This window comes from Mucilaginibacter gossypiicola (assembly GCF_900110105.1).
Taxonomy (GTDB): Bacteria; Bacteroidota; Bacteroidia; order Sphingobacteriales; family Sphingobacteriaceae; genus Mucilaginibacter; species Mucilaginibacter gossypiicola.
Map to the genome: position 1 here is coordinate 233,897 of NZ_FOCL01000007.1, position 20,339 is coordinate 254,235.

The following is a 20,339-nucleotide window of genomic DNA, read 5'->3' on the forward strand; positions in this document are numbered from 1 at the left end:
TTTTGGATATCCGGCAGCGATAAAATCTGGTGAAATTGAAGAAGTGATAGCAGAGCAAATGAAGACTTACGAAGTTTTTAAAACTTCGTAAGTCTTGTTTCTGCCTAATGCTGTGGATGAGAACGAATACCTAACTCTCTTTAGGATTAGGCTCTCCTTTACCGGTGGTGATCAGTTTGTACAAACTACCGGTAATATAACCTGTCCAGGCGTTTGAACAAACCTCGTAACATTCATGCTGCGGAACTAAACCCTGATGGGTAAAACGGATTTGCGTTTTGCCGTTTTGCCCGGAAATTTCAAAAACCACTTTGGTGCCTTTCCATTCTGTTTGGTCTTCAGTGAAGCTGAAATAGTTATCCAGTACAAGCCAGACTACTTTTTGATTAGGGATAACTTCTATCAATTTCATAGTGCAGCGATGAAGGTCGCGGGCTTTATAGGTGAACTCATCGTTAAGTTGTTCTGTACCGCCTTTAACTTCTTCCGACCACCATCCGCGGACATTATTGATAGCATCGAAGGCCTCTTTTGGCGATTTGTCTACCGTTATGGTTACCGTTAAATCCTGATCTTTCATTTTTTGTTCATTTTATCGTTCATTAAAGCACCCAGTTTGTCCAGTTTATCGCCCCAGAACTTATCATAGTAGGCTAACCATTCATTAAGTTCTTTAAAACCGTCCTGTTTTAAAACACAATGCCTTTCCCTGCCGATATCCTGGATGGAGATAAAGCCGGCATTGTAAAGCACTTTGATATGCTTTGAAACAGCCGGGCGGCTCATATCAAAGTTTTCGGCCAGCGAATTGATGGTGCGACTATCTTTCGAAAGCAGGTGCAGTATCTGCCTCCTGCTCGGATCGGCAATTACCTGGAATACGTCAAGCCTGGGCTGTTCCATCTTTTTCCGTGTTTATAACCTGCAGCATTTTGGTAATGAGCACCAACCATCCTTTTTCCATTGAGTTAAACATCAACGGATTTACAGAGTCTGCAAAATCACGGTGGATCAGTAAAAGCTCGGTGCCGTTGTCTTTCTCAGTTAACATCCAGTTTACTGTCGAATTGCTCAAGTCGCCATTGCCCGGCCCAAATTTCCATGAATAGGAGAGTTTTTTAAATGGGACTACTTCCAGGATCTTACAATAAAAGATACCGTCGAAATCCATTTCGGGCATCGGTTTAGCCCTTAGCTCAAATTCGTGGCCTGGTATAGGTTTCAGATTGCCGGGCATGAGCCATTGTGTTATCAATTCCTGATTGGTAAGGAATTCCCAAACCACTTCTGGAGGGTGAGGGTAAAATAATTGGTGCTGAATGATTTTCGCCATGGTAGGTAACTTTTAAGTTACTCAAATGTATATGTAACTTGTGAGTTACGCAAATTTATTTTTATTTTTCTGGAGATGCTTGATAATCCATCACCGACAAAATTGAATGAACACAACAGCAGAAGTAATTTAGTCTGAGAATAATGCCGGCGTTAGGCTTATTGGTAATGGCTAAATGGATATCTAAGTATCTGTAAATCTATTGGATATAGCTCAAATCTGTATTTTTATTTGGACTGATTCTAAATAAGTTGTTTCTTTGCGCTAAATCCTGTAGCAATGAACATCAACGTACCCCCCTGAACGTTCTTATAAAACAAAAATCCCGATGCTCCGTCGCCAAACTTTACATCGGGTTAATGTTAACCGATCCTTTTAATCCATTAATCATTTCACTCAAAATTATGAAATCTGTTTTACTCTGCAGTAAACGGTCAAACTTTACTTCTCTATTATTTCAACATTTTTACTTTCTATTAATCCTCTTTTCTTTTTCAACCGTTTCAGCTAAGGCTGATGATGGTGCGGCCGGTAGCATAAAAGGCAAGGTTACCACAGCCGATGGTCAGCCTGCAATTGGTATTACCGTAGCCTTAAAAAATACCACTTATGGAGCCCTAACCGATGCCGACGGTCGTTATGCCATTGGTAAGATCAAACCGGGCAATTACATTATCCGCGTATCTGCAGTGGGCCTTGCACCCGAAGAGCAGTCTATAACCGTCGCCTCTGGCAGTACTCAAACCCTTGATTTTATGCTGAAAGAAAATGCCAGTATATTAAAAGAGGTAGCTATTACCGGCGCTAAAAGCCGCTATAAGGCCGATGTGCCTTCCAACTCCATCAGGCTGAACGAGCCTTTGCTGGAAGCGCCCCAAAACATCCAGGTAATTACATCACAAACCCTTTCCGATCAGCAGGTGATCTCCATGAGCGACGGTGTTACCCGCAATGTGAGCGGTGCAACCCGGCTGGAACACTGGGGCGATCTGTATACCCGAGTAAATATGCGTGGCAGCCGAGCTGCGGCATTTCGCAATGGCATGAACGTTACATCAAACTGGGGCCCGCCTAGCGAAGACATGAGCTTTGTTGACCGGATTGAATTTGTAAAAGGCCCGGCTGGCTTTATGATGAGTAACGGCGAACCAAGCGGTATCTATAACGTGGTTACTAAAAAGCCTACCGGTAGAGATTTTAACGGTGAGGCCACCATGACCATGGGTAGCTATGACCTGTACCGCGCCACGTTAGATCTGGATGGCAAAGCCACTAAATCGGGTAGCCTTTCGTATCGATTAAACCTGATGGATCAAACCAAAAACTCGTTCCGTAATTACGAGTTTAATGATCGCTTCAGCATAGCACCTGTGCTTACATGGAAAGTTGATGATAAAACTTCATTAACGTTTGAGTACACTTATCAGCATGCCAAATTATCAAACCTTGGGTCATACTATGTTTTTGCAACCCAGGGCTACGCCATAAAGCCCCGCGATTTTACCATAACTGAACCCGGCATAGCACCTACCTATATTAAAGATAACAGCGCTTTCATTTATCTTAACCACCAGATTGATGAGCACTGGAAGCTAACCGGTCAGTTGGGTTACTTTAACTACCAGCAACAAGGCAGCTCGGCCTGGGTAAACAGTGTAAAAGCTAATGGCGATCTGATCAGGAGCGTATCTATCTGGGATGCTTCAAACGTGATGAAATTTGGCCAGGTATTTTTAAATGGCGATGTGCAAACAGGCGTAGTGCGTCACCGTATACTGGGCGGTCTTGACCTGGGCAACAAACAATACATTGCCGATTGGGGACAGGGCGGCGCTATTGACAGCGACACTAAACCTTTTAATATCAACAATCCGGTTTATAACCAGCCTGCTTTGGGTTTACCGGTATTTGACAGATCGAAACCTTTGGCACAACGTGGTGCAGGTAACCTATCGAGCCAGTCATACACCGGTGTATACGGACAGGATGAGCTCGGCTTTTTTGATAATGTACTACGTGTAACCCTTGCCGGCCGGTATACCTATGTAAAAGAGATCAATTACCTTGCGGGCCGTAACCAGAAGAAATTTACACCGCGTTTTGGCGTAAGTGTAAATATCGACAGGCGAACATCAGTATATGGTTTATATGATCAGTCGTTTGTGCCGCAAAGCGCCCTAATCCGCGATGGCAGCTTGCCAAAACCTATTACCGGCAATAACCTGGAGGCCGGTATTAAACGCGACTGGTTTGACGGCAGTTGGAGCACCACTTTATCTGCTTATCGCATCCTTAAAAACAACACCCTTACCGCCGATCCTGATAACAAAGGCTCAGAAGGTTTTGTGATAGATGTGGGCCAAACCAAAACCCAGGGTATTGAATTTGATACCCGCGGACAGATCTTCAGCGGTCTTTCATTAGTAGCCAATTATGCTTATACCGATTCAAAGATCTCTAAAACCGGTGGTGCAGCCAACCTACCTGCTACGGCTGTTGTTGGTGCAAAGGTTCCGGGGTATGCCAAGCATAACATCAATGCCTCGTTAACTTATACCATACAAAATGGTCCGTTGAAAAACAGCGGTATCTACGCCGGGGCAACCTACCAGGGCGACCGTACCACCTGGACATGGAACGCCAGCAGCGGACAATTGCAGCTACCCGATTATTATAAGTTTGATGGCGGCCTGTTTTGGGGTAAAGACCACATCAAGATAAGCGCTAATGTGTACAACCTGCTTGATAAATACCTGTACAGCGGTGCGGCTTATGCTACTTATTATTATTGGCAGGCAGAGGCCGGACGTAACTACCGTCTTGGTATCAGCTATCGTTTCTAAAAAAATTATTCACCTGCAGGCCGGGATTCCGGCCTGCCTTTTTAGTTCAATATGCTTAAAACTGCTACCCCGGCACGGGCCGGTAAACCAAAAAAGAAAGGCGATTCATTATTTAAAAGAATCTCTGCGTGGCTGCATTTGTGGCTTGGGCTTTTCTCGGGAATTATTGTGGTGATTGTAAGTATTACAGGTGCCATTTATGTTTTTGAAAAAGAGATCCGCAGTGTAACCGAACCCTGGACACACGTACAGCCACAAAATAAAAAAATGCTGCCGCCTTCAGTGCTGACAGGCATCGCCGTTAAAACGGTGCCGGGAATGAAGCCTACTGCATTAAATTATGGCTTGCCTGATCAGTCGGCGGCGGCGGTTTCCTATAGCCGTAAAACGGGTTTGCTGATAACCGTTTTTATTGATCCGTATAGCGGGCGCGTATTGAAAAAAACGACTACAGATTTTGCGGGTAACAAGGGCGACTTTGATTTTTTTAGATTTATACTACATGGGCACCGCGCTTTGTGGCTGCCATACCCCATAGGTCGGCCGATAATTGGGGTAGCGATATTGATATTTGTGGTGCTTTTAATATCGGGACTTGTATTGTGGTGGCCCAAAAAGTGGACTAAGGCCACGCGCGATAAAAGCTTTAAAGTAAAATGGAATGCCAGCTTTAAACGGGTTAACTATGACCTGCATAATGTTTTTGGTTTTTACAGCATGTTGTTGCTGCTTATCATAGCCTTAACAGGCCTGGTGTGGAGTTTTCAATGGGTAAGTAAATCAATATATTGGGCTACATCGGGCGGAAAATCATTGACCGAAGAAACTGCCATGGTATCGGATACGACCTTAAAGCTATCATTCAATATGGCTTCTGTTGATAAATTATGGAACCAGATTGCTTTACAAGATAAACCGGAAGGTTTTTATATCAATTTACCCAGCCAAAAAGCCGATTTGGTGGAAGTGATAGCTTACCTGCGTTCGGATACTTATTACAAGACCAATATTTACAATTTTGATCAATATACGCTTAAGCCTTTCAAATCAACTGGGCCTTACTCCGGGCGTTATGCAGATGCCGGTGCTGCCGATAAATTGCGCCGTATGAATTACGATATCCATGTTGGGGCTATACTGGGTATCCCCGGTAAAGTTGTAGCGTTTTTCCTGGCCATGGTATCTGCCAGCTTGCCTATCACCGGGTTTTATATCTGGTGGGGAAAGCGGAATAAGAAACCTGCAGTAAAACAACAGAGGCTTAAAAAGGTTGAGAAGGAGTTGGTTGTTCAGTAAATGAGATAGAGATATTCTATAAAAGCGTCATTGCGAGGAACGAAGCAATCCCCTATAAGTAGAGCGGCTCTGTATAGTTTGGGATTATTAATAATTATAATTTGATTTTTATAGGTATTAATGAGCTCCCTACGGTCGGTTGTCTTCGTTCCTCGCAATGACGCTTTTTTTTAATAAAACCCAGACTTACGAAGTTTTTAAAGCTTCGTAAGTCTTCAGGTACATTAGTCAAAGGCACTTTTTATGCTTGGTGCGCATTCTGATACAGTACAACTCCGATGATTATCAGCGCAATTAAAAGCAATACAGCAAGGATGATCTTAATAGCGCTTATCGGTCGCTGGCCAATAACTTCGCCCGTGCTGGCGTTAACCGTAAACTGATAGACCTTATTATTGTAGTTATAGGCACTTACCCAAACAGGCAGCATCAGGTATTTTATAGCTTTGTCAAGATATTGAGTGTCTGTACTATCTATTCTTTGTTCATCTCCGCCAATGTCATCCCGAATTGCCGAGTGTATTGGCCCTGAAGTTTGCTCAGTAGCTTTAACAAAACCCTGTTCCGGATCTAACTGATAGGTTTCGGAACGGAAGCCGCTCATATAGCGTTCATCAAACTTAACCAGCATATTAAAATTCCAGGGCCCAAGTTTATCGAGCGTTTTTTCGGGCAATGATTTGCTTGCCGGTACCATCAGATCGCGAAAATCACATTCCACTCTTCCTGAAGCATATGACCAGTCCGTATGGCGTACCTGCCTGGTTCTGGTTTGAGATTTGCCGTCAACGGTTTCAGTATATGTTTCGGTGGTGTAGTAGTAATCGCCACGTTCGCCGCTGTAATCTGTTATCGTATAGGTATCATAAGTCCAGTGCGGGACATAAACGCCTTTAAGTGCCGATGATGCGTCGCTTACTTTTTTAGCCAGGTCATTGGGAGCCCACCACAGGCTTTTAAGCCATTTTTTGAAAAAGTCGATCCCTTGCTGTTGGGTAACGGCGAAGGGTAAAATGTAATGCGGCGGTACATATTGTTGCCCGCTTTCCAGGTCTAACACCAGTGGGGCTGTACAAAACGGGCATTTATCTGAAGTTACAAACTGATCCAGAATAGTTTGCGAACCGCAGTTTTTACAGTTTACTACTTTAAGATCGGCGCTTTGTTTATTGTTATCGATACCGGCAATAAACTCCTCATAGTCATAAGATAAAATATCGCGACTATCGGGAGCGCTTTCAATGGCATTGCTCACACCGCAATAATCGCATAGCAAGTTATGTGTGCCTGGATTAAAGTGCAGCAATGCACCACAGCCCGAACAGTTTAAGGAATTGTTTATGGCCGATGGATTAACCTCGTTGTTCATTTCAGAAAGATAGGATTAGGAATGATCGCAGGTTAGGCAATTGGCGGCGGCACGTTGTTAAATAGTTCTGCAATCTCTTCAACAGATGATGCGGCCGCCCAGGCAGCCATACCTTTTTTCCAAACCATACTCTCTCTGCTTAATGCTCCGCTGGCAATCATAGCATTGATGTCACTGAAGGAATGTGGCCCGTCAGATTTGCCGTCTTTTACAATGTGGTATTGAACGCCGGGCAGGGGCGGTGGTGTATTACCGCCGGTATTGTTAGGAGTAACCTGGTTTTGCTGAAAGATATTGCCAACCTGGCCCATCATGGCCGCACCAACGCCCAAACCCATACCGGCAGCACCCAAGTTGCCGCCTATAGTATTTTCGGCAGATTTTTCAATGGCATTGGCAGCCTGGAATTGCGCATAAGCACCAAGGTTGCCCAATATGCCCATTTCGCTGCGTTTATCAAGCATCTGCTCAACTTCTGGCGGCAGGGAAATATTTTCAACCAGTAATTTGGTTAGGGTAAGACCAAGGTCAGCAAAATCGGGCTGGATAGATTCGGTTATGAATTTACCCATTTCGTTATAGCTGGCTGCCAGGTCAAGTACATTTATTTTTGACTCGGCCACGGCATCCATCCCGCGTGATACAACGGTATTACGCAATTGCTCATTGATATCCTCAATAACAAAATCGGGATTGGTGGCAGAGATTTCGGCTATAAATTTCTTTGGGTCCTGAACTTTAAAGTTAAAAGAACCGAATGCTCTTAAACGTACGGGGCCAAACTCAGCATCGCGGATCATTACCGGGTTTTTGGTTCCCCATTTTTGATTGGTAAACTGACGAAGGCTCACAAAATATACATCAACTTTAAACGGGCTTTGAAAGCCATATTTCCAGCTCATTAACGTGGTTAACAGCGGCATGTTCTGGGTTTGAAGCTCATAAGTGCCGGGAGCATACACATCGGCAATGCGCCCTTCATTCATGAAAACAGCCGCCTGAGACTCGCGCACAACCAGTCGGGCGCCCATTTTAATGGCGTTGTCATGGCGTGGAAATTTCCATACAAGGGTGTTTTGAGTAGTATCAACCCACTCTATGATGTCGATAAGTTCGTTACGAAGGATATTGAACAGGCCCATATTTTTCGATACAAGGTTTAAATAATGTTTAAATATGTGAAAAAATCAGATACACAAATGTGTCTGCAGTTAATTATTTATGCTTTTAAACCGGCATAAAACAAAAAACCGGACATTAGTCAATTGACTAACGCCCGGCTCAAATGTTACAAATTCAACTAAATTAAGGAACGATCTTATCAAGCGGCGGGATATTGGTTTCAGCACCAGAATACCCTTTGCTTTGGTTAATATGTCCATTTACGTTCAGGTCGATCTCGCTTTGCGGGATAGGCCATAAAACGTGATACGGCGAAATGGTGAAGTGATTACCCGAGTTGGTCACAACGTTAGGGTTTTTATAAAAATCGTTCTTCTCCATGATCCTGTCATAAAAGAAGTTGTTTGTTGAAAAATTGGCCACATTGTAGCTTTTTCCGTTATAGGCAGGGATTCCTGTTTGGGCAAAAATATAAGCTATACGGGTAAGCTCGGTTTTGCGGGGCTCTTCCCAGTACAATTCCCTTTGGCGTTCGTCGAGTATGGTGCCTATGTTTACGCTGCCCGGATCTGTTAATAATTGTGCATTGGCGCGTGCCCTTACTTTGTTGATGTCATCCATAGCAAGCGCATTTTGCCCTTTCCAAACGTATGCTTCCGCACGCAGCAGATAGGTTTCAGCTAAGCGGAAAACGTACCAGTCGGTGTTGGTACCACGTGGCGGGCTCCACCATTTATCGAGCGCAATAGGGCCCGAGCCGATGAACACTTTGTAATGCGGCCAGCCAAACCATGCGCGGATGGTATCTTTGGCTCCATTCAGGAAACGTTTGCTCACGTTAGCGTCGGTATACTGCTCCAGGTGTTTACCATACCATGTTGGGTCGGAGGTTTTAAGGGCAGGGCTGTTGAAAACCAGGTCGGTCATGTTCATCCAGTTGCCGGGGGCGTGCCTTAAGTCAGTATTATCAGTCCAGATATATTTGGTAGCATATGGCGTACCGCGCAAACGGCCAATACCACGGCCATACCATAAAGTAAGCGGGAACTCTTCGGTTACTTTATCTGAAATGCCCGGTTTAAGCGCACCCGGGGTAAGGATGGTACCGTTATGCCACATAGGCACACAGTTCCTCATCACCTGCGATCCGTTAGGCGTAGCGCCTTCAAGCGTTTCGCGGTCAAGTACTACGTATAAAGCTTCGGCATTGGTTCCCAGTGCTTTGTTTTCCGGCCTATGAAGGTCCCAGATGATGTTTTTAGATGCATCGCTCGCAACTATACCAAAACGGCTGGTCATGAGGTGATACGGGCCGTTAATAGCAACGTTACATGCCGCAATGGCATCATCAAATAAACCAAGTGCAAGGTCAACCTTAGCTAAAAGGTGGGCAGCGCCGCCTTTTGAGATATCGCCTTTAGCGTTGGCATCAGTAAGGTTAGCAACAGCAAACTCCAGGTCGGTTTTCATTTGCTTAAGGATAACAATACGTTGTGTGCTGAAATAGCCTGTATTTACGGCGGTTTCTTCTTTCAGCAACAATGGTACATCACCAAATTCATGTACTAAACGATAATAACGATAAGCGCGGTGGAAAAGCGCGGTAGCCTTAACAAGGTTTTTATCAGCATCTGATGGCCATTTGATATTATCTATCCTTGATAAAATAACGTTACAATCATGGATGCCCTGGTACCAGGCGCTCCAGTAACGACCAATTTTGTTATAGTCGTCGCTGTTCAGGTTGGCGGTAGGGGTGATACGCGCATTCAGATCCTGTGCCGGCGTGGTTTTATCAGTAGTACCCTCAACCGCAGCATCAGTAAATATCGATTCGGTAAGTAAAGGGGCCGAGTCGCCGAAATACTCAAACCTAACGCTTACGTTCAGCGTAGCCAAAGCAGCTTTAAATGCAGCTGGAGAGGTATAAGTTACGTCGGGTGTAAATTTGGAAGGTGCCTGCGGATACAGATCAGCCCGTTTGGTACAGCCTCCGGTTATAAATATGGTTGCCGCTGTTAAAGCTGCAGCCATGATGTTTTTGTTTATCTTGTTCATGTATTAAAATCCCTTCTTTAAAAAACTACGTTAAACCCGGCTGATAAATATCTTGGAGTAGGGCCGCCGTTTTGCGGGTCCCAAAGTGGCCAGCTTGAAAACACAGCAGCATTGCTTGCATTCACAAATATTTTGGCGCTTGATATGCCCAGGCGTTTGATAAGCTGTGGACTGAAAGTATAGCCGATAGAAGCTGTTTGCAGCCTTACAAACGAAGCTTTGCGCCAAACGTTGATGGTAGTGCCTGATGAGCCTGAGTTTAAGCGGGCGTAATCATCAATCTGGTTATCAGGTGTCCAGTAAGGCAATACGTATGAGTTCATACGTGCAAAGCCTACGCTGCCCGGATTGTTTAAAGCCTGGTTATACTGTTTAAGCTGACCAATGCTTGATACCAGCAGGAACGATACATCAAAATGTTTGAAAATATTGAAATCGTTACGTAACGACCAGCTAAAGCTTGGGTTTTGTGAGCCTAAGAATTGTTTGTCATCGTTGGTGAACTTAAAGTCGCCATTAACGTCCTGTAGTTTAAAATCACCTGGTTTAGCACCATATTTAGCGGCTTCATCGGCTTCGGTTGTTTTCCAAACACCCTGAATTTTGTAATCCCAAACGGCGTTGATGTCATGGCCAATGAACCAGCCGTTACCGATATCATCTTTTTCGACATTGGTGGTAACGCCATTGGCATCAGTAACCGGGAATGCGCCATACAGGTGAACGATCTTGTTGCGGTTCAGGAAGAAAGTACCGCTGGCATTCCAGTTAAAGTTTTCACTTTTCATGATCTTGCCATCCAATGAAATTTCAAAACCTTTGTTGTTAACCTGGCCAATGTTAGTATACGGGTTTGAGTTGTTGGCGCCATTAACCAAATCGCCTGATGAGTTGTAGCCCTGAACGTCAAGAATGCTGCGTTTTACCAGCAGGTCGGTAGTTTTGCGGTCATAAACATCTATCGAACCACTAAGCCTGTTGTGCAATATGGTGAAATCGAGGCCGATGTTTGGTCCTACGGTACGCTCCCATTTTAATTGGGCATTTTGTAAAGAGCTTACATAAATACCGCTGTTATTGGTAACTGTACCCGAGTTGTTTGCAGTTGGATATTTGATACCACCCAATACAGCCAATGAAATAGATGGATCGGCAGTGGTTGTAGAGGTACGGTTACCGTTGGCGCCATAGCTGAAACGTAATTTACCATAGTCGAGCCATTTAAAGGCGTCACCTTTCATGAAGCTTTCATCACTGAATACCCAGGCAATTGCTCCCGAAGGATATACTTCGCGCGGGTGTTGCAAGCCGAATGCAGAGAAACCATCGCGGCGTACCGTAGCTGTCAGGATGTAGCGGCCTAAAAGTGTATAGTTGATCCTGCCCATGATGGCATCTGCGTTGTAAACGCGGTCGTCGCTGCTTTCAACAGGTAAAGTACCAGCGCCGATATTGTGATAGCCCAAAATATCGGTTGGGGTTAACTGTGTGTTTGAGGCGTTGGTATACCAGGTTGAATATTTTTCTTTGTTAAGCAGGAAGGTTGCATCAAAGCTATGGATGCCAAATGATTTGTTCCAGCTTAATATGTTATCAAGATTGTACCTGTAACGGTTTTCCTGTGTACGGATAGCAGTACCACCCGAAAGTTCGTTAGGGTTAGCTACCGGGCGGAAGAAGAAGTTTCTGTACGACTCAATGGTTGGTGCATAATTCACCGTGTATTTGATACCGAAAGGAAGATCTAAACGGGCAAAAAGCACAGAGAATAATGTGTTTTGAACAGCCACATTTTGATTGTAGCGGTTACCCAGGAAAGGGTTACGCTGGTTCAAACCGCTGTCGTCAGTATCAATCCGGCGTAACGAGCCATCGGCATTGTACATATCGCCATAAGGCGATGAGTTGATGATCTGGGTCCAATCAGCTTCAGTACCGTCAATAGCCTGGCCGCTTAGCGGGGTGCTGGCTGCACCTTCATCGCGGCTTGCAAATTGCGCGTTTACACCAAGCGTTAAAAATTTGGCAGCTTTACCTTCCAGGTTTACACGGAAGCGACCGTCGGTATACTGTCCTCCCTGGATCAGGTTTTGGTTTTTAGTGTAATTGCCGGATACGTAATATTTAACCGTTTCTGAGCTACCCGAGAAGCTGCCTGTATAATCCTGGCGGAAACCATTGCGGAAGATCAGTTTTGACCAATCGGTCATTTTACCTGCCTGGTAATTGGCAATCTCATTAGGGAATAAACCTAAACGTTGCAACCAGATGGTAGTAGGATCGCCTGTGGCACCGTTAAGGAATTGGGCAAGCGTTACGCCATCCGGCAGCTTGTTAGGATTGCTGTAATAATAATAGGGGTTTGAAGTATTGGAACTACGGGCTCCGTCGGCACGCCAGTTAAGGAAGCCATCGCCTGTATAATATTTTTGATTTTGCAACAATTGAGCTATCCCAAAGTTGGCATTTAAGGTGATCTGTGTACCGCCTTTTTTACCTTTTTTGGTGGTGATAGCTACAACGCCACCGGCCGATTGCGCACCGTATACGGCAAGCGCACTTGGGTCGCGCAGTACATCAACGCGGTCGATATCGTTAGGGTTGATATCGGCTAACTGGCCAGGGTAAATAACACCATCCAACACGATAACCGGCTGAACGTTGCCCGACAGAGAGGCTTTACCCCTGATCTGCAAGTCGCCTGTGCCACCGCCTTTGGCACTGGTATTCAAAGCAACCGAAATACCGGGGATATTACCCCTGATAATGTCGGTAGCACTGGCAGGATGTTCGTTTTCCAGCTTTTCTGCCTTAACACTACTGATGGCTCCGGTAACGTCTTTAACGGCGCGGGTACCGTAACCAATTACCACAACTTCTTCCAGTTGTTTGTTGGCATCGGTGAGGGTTACATCAATAGTGGTGCGGCCTTTGATCGGTTGCTCCTGCGTGGCCGAACCCACAAAGCTGAATACAAGTGTAGCGTTGCCGTTCGCAGTAATTGAATAACCGCCTTTTATATCCGTAACAGTTACGGCACCTGTTGATTTGTTTTTAACAGTGGCGCCAGGTATTGGCAGACCCTGGCTGTCTTTAACAATACCCTTCACGGTAATATCCTGTGCAAAGGACCGCGTTAGTATGGTAATAAGTAAAACAAAAATTAGCGTAATTTTTTTCTTCATAATTAATTGCTGTTTAGTTGGTTAAGCAGCTATGGCTGCCGGAATAGGCTATAGGCAAACCTTGTTCACACAATAGCAATGCAGGTAAATACTGCTGCGCGATTTTTACTTCATATAAGCGATTTGTTGGTTAAGCGTATTACTAATTGGTAATTGGTGGGGTAAATTTAACGTGGAATAAATCAATAATGCAATAGGTGTATTGTATATAAGTTATTGATTATAAGATATTTAAATCAATTTTGATACGTTTAAATAACGAGAAACTCAAACGTTGAAGTGGCGTATTTACAGCGGGTTACACCCGGTTGATTTTTGCAGGTGATACGCTTTGTGAACAAGAAAAAAAAATGAAAATAATTTAAAAAATGACAATTGTAGAGCCGGAGAGACTACTAAAATCTGGTTTCGTATGATAGAAACGAAGTTTTCGTTTCATCAAAATCCTCTTCGAGAACCCCTGAGACTCAAGTAACTGTAAACAAACATGTCATTGCGAGGAGCGAAACGGGCAGGAGCTCAGGCGCGACGTGGCAATCGCATGCTATACAGAGCAGCTGTGCCTCCGTGCGATTGCCACGCTACGCTCGCAATGACATGGTTTTTAAGGTTGTTTGTACAGAATAAACAGGCGATGGCGTATGCCGAAAGAAAATATGAATCGCTCGATCCAGCAAAGCTATCTCACATCACCAACACCGTCCACCCTTGCTGATCATTCTTTTTTCGTGATTTTTTCTTTTCCTGCAGCACCTTTTTTATGCGGATGGCATATGTCCAGCAAGTGCTTTGGCGGATATCAAGTTTTTCGGAGAGCTGGTGTGATGATATGGTTCCGTTGGTGCTGTAAATAAGATAGGTTAGATAAAAAGCCTTGTTGATAGGGATGCGGCTGTTTTGAAATATGGTATTATGCAGGGCTGATTCTTCATAACTGCATTTGGTACACCGGCGACTGTGCGGCAATCGCCCGGCACAATATGTTGTGTTTGAGCAGCGTGTACAAATAAAGCCATCTTTCCATTTTAAAGCCGACAGGAATTTAAAGCACGTTTCCTGGTCGGGATATTTAGCGCTGAACTCTTCATAGCCGAGTTCGGTAGAAAGTGCCCTTGATTCGGTAACCTTTTCAATATTCGTTTTCAGCTGAACGTTATCTTTTTCAAGCAAAACATTCATGCGTAATATTTCTCCGGCTTGTTTTTCCAGCTGCAGGTTGGCCAGTAATAGTTCTTTGTTTTGATTTTCGATGATTTGACTTTGTTGGCTCACCTCGTTTGATTTTTCAACCAGTTCATGCGTGCGGGCTCTTACCTGCCGTTCCAACTCTTCATTAATTGAATCCTGTAGCTGGCTGTTGAGCTCCATTTGCCTTATGGTTTCTTCATGGGCCGCATCTTTTTCTTTTCGAAGTACCCTTACCTGGTCGCCAATGGCAAATGATAACAGTACCATCTCAATAATAAAGCAAAAACTAAGGCTGTAATAACTTATTGGGGCTGGTAAAAAATAGGTATAACCAAGGGCCGTGAGTGCCTTAACTATAAAACCCACAAATAGCACCGAATAAGCCAGTACAAAGAAGCGGGCAGGTTTGTAGCCGTTTTTGAATATATATACGCCAGTAGCAAAGGCCAGCGACAGCGGGATCACCTCAACAAACTTATATACAAACAACGATTTGTTGAAGATAAGGCAATATATAAAGTAAACCGTACGAAATAATATTACATAGTTGATGGCCCTGTTAAATTGCGGTGCTTTTTCTTTAACCTGCAACAGCGCTTTACTGAATACGAGGGCACAAATGCTGATAAAGTATAAGGAAATACCGTTACCGTAATGATTTAATCCCGGGGTCTCGGGCCATAAATATTGAAACGCGATGCCATCGGCACTCATTTCATAAAGCCCTACGCTTAAAATGTAAAATACATAATACAGGTATTGTTTCTTTTTAACCGCCAGGAACATGAGCAGGTTATGGAAACAAAAAATAAGGATCATACCGTAAAACAGGCCGTAGGTTAAATATTCATTAAGCGCATAATGAATAAAATAATTAATGGTGCGGTAAACTATAATAACGTTTACAGCATTTTGCGATTTTATCCTGAAATAATAAGTATGATAGCCAGGCTGGGTATCCCCAATTAAAAACTCAAAGTTTTTATGATGAAAAAGCCTTTTGCTGAAATCAAGATTAGCACCCGATTCACTTTTTATATAGCCGCCTGTAGCATCGGGCATATAAGCCGTAACGTCATCTGTGGTTTGATCAAATAGCTCAATAACACTGTTATTGTTTACAGGTTCGCTGAAGTACATTCGCACCCGAAACCAGTAGGTTGAGTTTTTATGATGATTGCTGGGATAGTATGAGCTGTTTTCGGTAAAAGACGAGCTCATTTTCTGAATGTCCTGGAATGTGAGCTTCCCTGTGCTATCCTGCAGGTATTTTACCTCGTTAAGGGTAAACTTATGCTGCTGAATGTTTTTATCAATCGTGAGTACATTTTGCGCATAGGAGGTAAGCCCCCCAAGGCACAAATAAAAAGCGAATAAATATTTAGTCAATGCAGGTAAATGTTTAATCAAATGTTTTAATTAATAGTATGACCTGTTACAATTGCATAACCACTTGATTACGCGCAATTATAGCATTCCCTTTTTGGGGATATAGCCATTACAATAAAATCTTTATTAAGAACCGGTTTATAATATCCCAAATATAATTAATTGTTAATTATTTGTCGTTAACGGCTGTGCTATTTTCTTTCTGTTTTCTGATACGCTTTTGATGTATTGTATTTCCTGACATACCAAAACAGGATAAAATTTGCGAATGAAAGCCTGCTACATTTTGATACCTTTGGAAACAACCAGTTATTGATTATACGGCGAATGTTTCAGCGATTAAAGGCCTTTTTGCTTATTTCTTTTTTGTGTTATTTTTTAACAGCCTCAGCAAAAGGCCCTGGTTTCCCGGTTAGGTATTTAGGTATTGAAGATGGTCTTTCAAATAATGCGGTAACCTGTATCACACAGGATAAATATGGCTTTATGTGGATGGGGACTTATGACGGTCTTAATCGTTATGATGGTTACTCTTTTAAGGTTTTCCGAAATATTTGGGGCGACAAAAACTCGCTGGTTAATAATCACATTAAATCCATTAATGCCAGCGGCGGAAGAATATATGTTGGTACCGAAAAAGGCCTCATGTATTTTGACTATGCCGACTCGCGCTTTCACGCGCTTTATTGCTATAATGAAAAGCATCAGCCAATTAAAATTGGGTTTAATATCAACGAGATAGTCGCCGACCGGTCGGGCAATATTTTTGCCACCAATGGCACATATGGTTTCCTCAAGTTTGGTAAAACAGACACCATCGGTAAAGAGATTCTTTACGATGTTAACAAACAGCGGTTTAATACACTTGCTGCCCGGATGGATAAACAAGGCACCGTATGGGTACTGGTAAGTGGGGCAGGCCTTGGCAGGTATGATGTTGTAACCGACAAAATAAAGATAGTAGCACCCGAACTGGCCAATGCAGGCTCTATCATTATTGATGGAAACGGGAAGGTAATTGCGGGCTGGGGCAACGAATTGTTTATATACGACCCCATTGCACAGAAAACAACAAAGCTTGATATTGGGCTTAATAAAGTAACAAGCAATAACATTTTTAGTCTGGCCGCAACAAAAAACGGCGATATCTGGGTTACAACCAATGGTGGAGGTATCAAGGTCTGGAACCCTGCAGCCAACAATATTACGTATATCACCGCAGGCGAAACACCAACCAGTTTACGCAGTGGCGCCGTTGATTTTGTTTATGAGGATGATGAGTCGCGGATTTGGATAGCAACTTTACGGGGTGGTGTAAACATTATCGACCGTAAACCAACATCATTTCATCTGTTTGCGCATGATGCTTTCAATAAAAACAGTGTTATCAACAATTTTATCTTGTCGTTTTGCGAAGATAGGCAGCATAATGTATGGGTAGGTACCGACGGAGGAGGGCTCAATTACTGGAATACCAAAACAAATACATTTACCCCTTATGTGCATCAAAATGTTCCGGGATCTATCAGCAGTAATTTTGTTGTAAGTATCTTAAACGATTATACTAATAAAATATGGGTGGCAACCTTTAACGGCGGTATTGATGCCTTTGATAATGCTACAGGCCGGTTTAAACATTATAGCTGCTACAACCCGGTAGAAGAAAAGGAAGAAAGAAACTTTTGGAAGTTGTACGAAGATTCGCAGCACCGGTTGTGGGCTGGCAGCACCTGGGGTGGTGCTTTGTTTTTGTACAATCGGGCCAAAGATCAGTTTGAGCTTTTTGATAACAGTCTGGTAAATATCCACGCACTTTTTGAAGATCATGCGGGTAATTTATGGGCAGGTAACTACAACAGCCTTATTAAAATTGATATTCAGCATAAAAAACACCAGGTTTATTTTATTGGGCAGGCTATCAGGGCTATTGCCGAAGATAATAAACACAATTTTTGGGTTGGTACCGAGGGAGGGGGACTGCTGCAATATGATATCAACAGTCATCAGTATAAAAGATACACCGAATCGGCAGGGTTACCGAGCAATACCATACTGAATATATTGGCAGATAACAGCGGGAATTTATGGTGCAGTACTTATAATGGTCTTTCCTGCTTTAATATAACCACAAAAAAGATCATCAATTACAATGCATCCGATGGTTTGCAAAGCAACCAATTCAATTACAATGCGGCGCTAAAGCTTGCATCGGGTAAAATGCTGTTTGGAGGTATCAAGGGGTTTAACTTATTCTCTCCGGATAGTATTGCCCCCTATGCGCACCAGCCCCGGCTCATGCTTTCTGATTTTAAAATAAACAACGTATCTGTAGAACTTGATAGCGGTTATGCACAAAAGCTGCCCTTAAATGAATTAAAAAAAGTAACTATCCCGTTTAGTCAGGCTACCCTGAACATCAGTTACACAGCGCTTGAATACTCTTTTCCCGAAAAGATCTCCTATGCCTATTACCTTGAAGGCTGGGACCATGGCTGGAATTATGTGGGCAAACTAAAATCGGCATATTTTTCGCGCCTTAATGAAGGTACTTATACCCTTAAAATCAGGGCTACAAATACAGAAGGACAGTGGACAGCGCCGCCCATCGCCATTAAGATAGTTGTTCTGCCTCCCTGGTACCGCACATGGTGGGCTTATTTAATTTACTCGTCGTTAATAGCTGTCATGGGTTACGCCTTTTACAGATATCGGTTAAACCAGGCGCGCCTCACGTTTAAAGTAAAGCTGGCCAACCTGCAGGTAGAGAAGGAAAAGGAACTTAACGAAAAGAAACTGACTTTCTTTACCAACGTATCGCACGAGTTCAGGACGCCGTTAACACTTATTATCAATCCAATAAAAGACCTCCTTAATCAAAGCAAAGGCAATACTGAAGAGTTAAGCACCATATACCGCAATGCACGCCGCCTGCTTGGTTTGGTTGATCATTTGCTGCTTTTCAGAAAAACCGAAAGCGAAAATGCTTCGCTGAAAGTGAGCAGGTTAAATTTTGCGACCTTGTGTAACGAGGTTTATTCATGCTTTATTCAGCAAGCCAAAATTAAACGCCTCAATTATACCCTCGCAGGCGGAGCAGATGTTATTGAGGTATACTGTGATCTGGAAAAGATAGAAATAGCATTATTTAACCTCATCTCAAACGCCATAAAGTTTACTCCCGATGGAGGTATTATCCATGTTGTAATAGAACAGGACGATGTTTATGTGTATTTTAAAGTAATTGATAATGGCATAGGTATAAATATCGAGGCCGGCGACAGGTTGTTTGATAAATTTTACCAGGCAAAGGATAAAAACTATTTCCGAAAAGGTTTTGGTATAGGTTTATACCTGGTGAAGGTGTTTATTGAGAGCCATAAAGGTAATATCAGCTACTCCAACAATCCTGATGGGGGCACAACCTTTGTGCTTGCCTTGCCAAAAGGTAAAGCACATTTTTCGGGAGATGTTATTGTTGACGATGTTGTGCCGGATTACACCTATGTAAACGAGCTTATTAGCGAAGACAACAAAGATGTTCTGCCGGAAGACGAGAATCTGGCAGCGTTGGAGTTATTTAGTTCGGCCAGACATACACTTATGGTGATTGATGATAATGACCAGATCCGTGCGTACATCAAAAAGATTTTTACGCCTGGATATAATGTAATTGAGGCGCAGGATGGTTCCACAGGCCTCGAGCTTATCAAAAAACACATTCCCGACGTAATTATCAGCGATATCGTAATGGACGGCATTAGCGGGCTTGATTTGTGCCGGATTGTTAAGGAAGACCAGGCTATAAGCCATATCCCCGTTATCCTGTTAACCGGCGATACTACACCGGATATTATGCTTAAAAGTATGGAGGAAGGGGCCATTGATTTTTTACGCAAGCCTTTTGATAAAGAATTGCTTATAGCGCGGGTAAAAAGCGTGCTGCGCAATAAAACCGAGCTTCAGAATTACTTTTATAAGGAGGTTACCAAGAAAAGCACCGGTCGTAGTATCTCACAGGAAAATAAAGATTTTCTGAATAATTGCATTTCGGTTATCGAGCATTACTTTACCGATGACAAGTTTGATGTATATGTGCTGGCCAAAGAGATTGGTATCAGTTATGCAACCTTATTTAAACGCTTGAAGAATATCACGGGGCAGTCGGTTAATAATTTTATCCGTTTTGTACGCCTGCGTAAGGCTGCCGAATTACTCATTCAAACCAATTGCAATGTTAATGAAGCTGCATTTCAGGTTGGCTTTAGTGATGTAAAATACTTTCGCGAACAATTCTTCAAACAATACGGGATCAACCCGTCTGACTTTATCAAAAAACACCGCGCCAGTTTTCAAATTTCGTATCGTATGAACGAGTTTGAAAAAAACTCTTCCAAATAGACCTTCCTATATCGGCCAGGTGCAATGCTGTCGGAAAAGCTTCCCTGAAAAAAATAAGAGTGAATTTGACACTTATTTTCTCGCGTATTCTACAAAAACTATCAAAAAGGCGTGTTTTTGTATATTTTGACCCCGGCAATTTATAGTTTTACCCCTCT

General features: G+C 43.2%; 11 protein-coding genes. 3 read left to right on the forward strand and 8 right to left on the reverse strand.

From position 1 onward, the window contains the following. Positions 1-130: 130 nt before the first annotated feature. The 3 genes from BMX50_RS22690 to BMX50_RS22700 are packed head-to-tail and all read right to left on the reverse strand — an operon-like array spanning position 131 to position 1,333. Positions 131-580, reverse strand: coding sequence for an SRPBCC family protein (locus tag BMX50_RS22690; protein ID WP_091214428.1), 450 nt, complete (start codon positions 578-580; stop codon positions 131-133). Then, positions 577-903 carry an ArsR/SmtB family transcription factor gene (locus tag BMX50_RS22695; protein WP_091214432.1) on the reverse strand — a complete coding sequence of 109 codons (327 nt, stop codon included), beginning with the start codon at positions 901-903 and terminating at the stop codon, positions 577-579. Before BMX50_RS22695 ends, BMX50_RS22690 begins: the two co-directional genes overlap by 4 nt. Continuing rightward, on the reverse strand, positions 884-1,333 hold the full coding sequence (locus BMX50_RS22700; protein WP_091214435.1) for an SRPBCC family protein: 450 nt from the start codon (positions 1,331-1,333) through the stop codon (positions 884-886). Before BMX50_RS22700 ends, BMX50_RS22695 begins: the two co-directional genes overlap by 20 nt. A gap of 404 nt (positions 1,334-1,737) precedes the next feature. On the opposite strand from BMX50_RS22700, the gene BMX50_RS22705 reads away from it, so the two are divergent. Both BMX50_RS22705 and BMX50_RS22710 read left to right on the forward strand, forming a co-directional pair. Continuing rightward, on the forward strand, positions 1,738-4,176 hold the full coding sequence (locus BMX50_RS22705; protein ID WP_091214826.1) for a TonB-dependent receptor: 2,439 nt from the start codon (positions 1,738-1,740) through the stop codon (positions 4,174-4,176). A gap of 51 nt (positions 4,177-4,227) precedes the next feature. Continuing rightward, entirely contained in the window at positions 4,228-5,472 is a 1,245-nt protein-coding gene (locus BMX50_RS22710; RefSeq protein ID WP_091214439.1) for a PepSY-associated TM helix domain-containing protein, read from the forward strand. Between the two features lie 241 nt (positions 5,473-5,713). On the opposite strand, the gene BMX50_RS22715 is transcribed toward BMX50_RS22710, so the two are convergent. The 5 genes from BMX50_RS22715 to BMX50_RS22735 all read right to left on the reverse strand — a co-directional run bounded on the left by BMX50_RS22715 (position 5,714) and on the right by BMX50_RS22735 (position 15,783). After that, a complete protein-coding gene (locus BMX50_RS22715) occupies positions 5,714-6,841 on the reverse strand; it encodes a zinc finger domain-containing protein (RefSeq protein ID WP_091214442.1) in 1,128 nt (375 codons plus the stop codon). Between the two features lie 32 nt (positions 6,842-6,873). Next, on the reverse strand, positions 6,874-7,983 hold the full coding sequence (locus BMX50_RS22720; RefSeq protein WP_091214445.1) for an SPFH domain-containing protein: 1,110 nt from the start codon (positions 7,981-7,983) through the stop codon (positions 6,874-6,876). Between the two features lie 163 nt (positions 7,984-8,146). Further along, complete coding sequence (locus tag BMX50_RS22725; protein WP_091214448.1) at positions 8,147-10,021, reverse strand: RagB/SusD family nutrient uptake outer membrane protein; 1,875 nt, start codon at positions 10,019-10,021, stop codon at positions 8,147-8,149. A gap of 17 nt (positions 10,022-10,038) precedes the next feature. Continuing rightward, entirely contained in the window at positions 10,039-13,206 is a 3,168-nt protein-coding gene (locus BMX50_RS22730; protein ID WP_091214455.1) for a SusC/RagA family TonB-linked outer membrane protein, read from the reverse strand. Positions 13,207-13,890: 684 nt separating this feature from the next. Beyond that, a complete protein-coding gene (locus BMX50_RS22735) occupies positions 13,891-15,783 on the reverse strand; it encodes a 7TM diverse intracellular signaling domain-containing protein (RefSeq protein ID WP_091214460.1) in 1,893 nt (630 codons plus the stop codon). Positions 15,784-16,110: 327 nt separating this feature from the next. Here BMX50_RS22735 and BMX50_RS22740 point away from each other — a divergent pair, with 327 nt between their 5' ends. Beyond that, complete coding sequence (locus BMX50_RS22740; RefSeq protein WP_143065243.1) at positions 16,111-20,181, forward strand: hybrid sensor histidine kinase/response regulator transcription factor; 4,071 nt, start codon at positions 16,111-16,113, stop codon at positions 20,179-20,181. Positions 20,182-20,339: the final 158 nt, after the last annotated feature.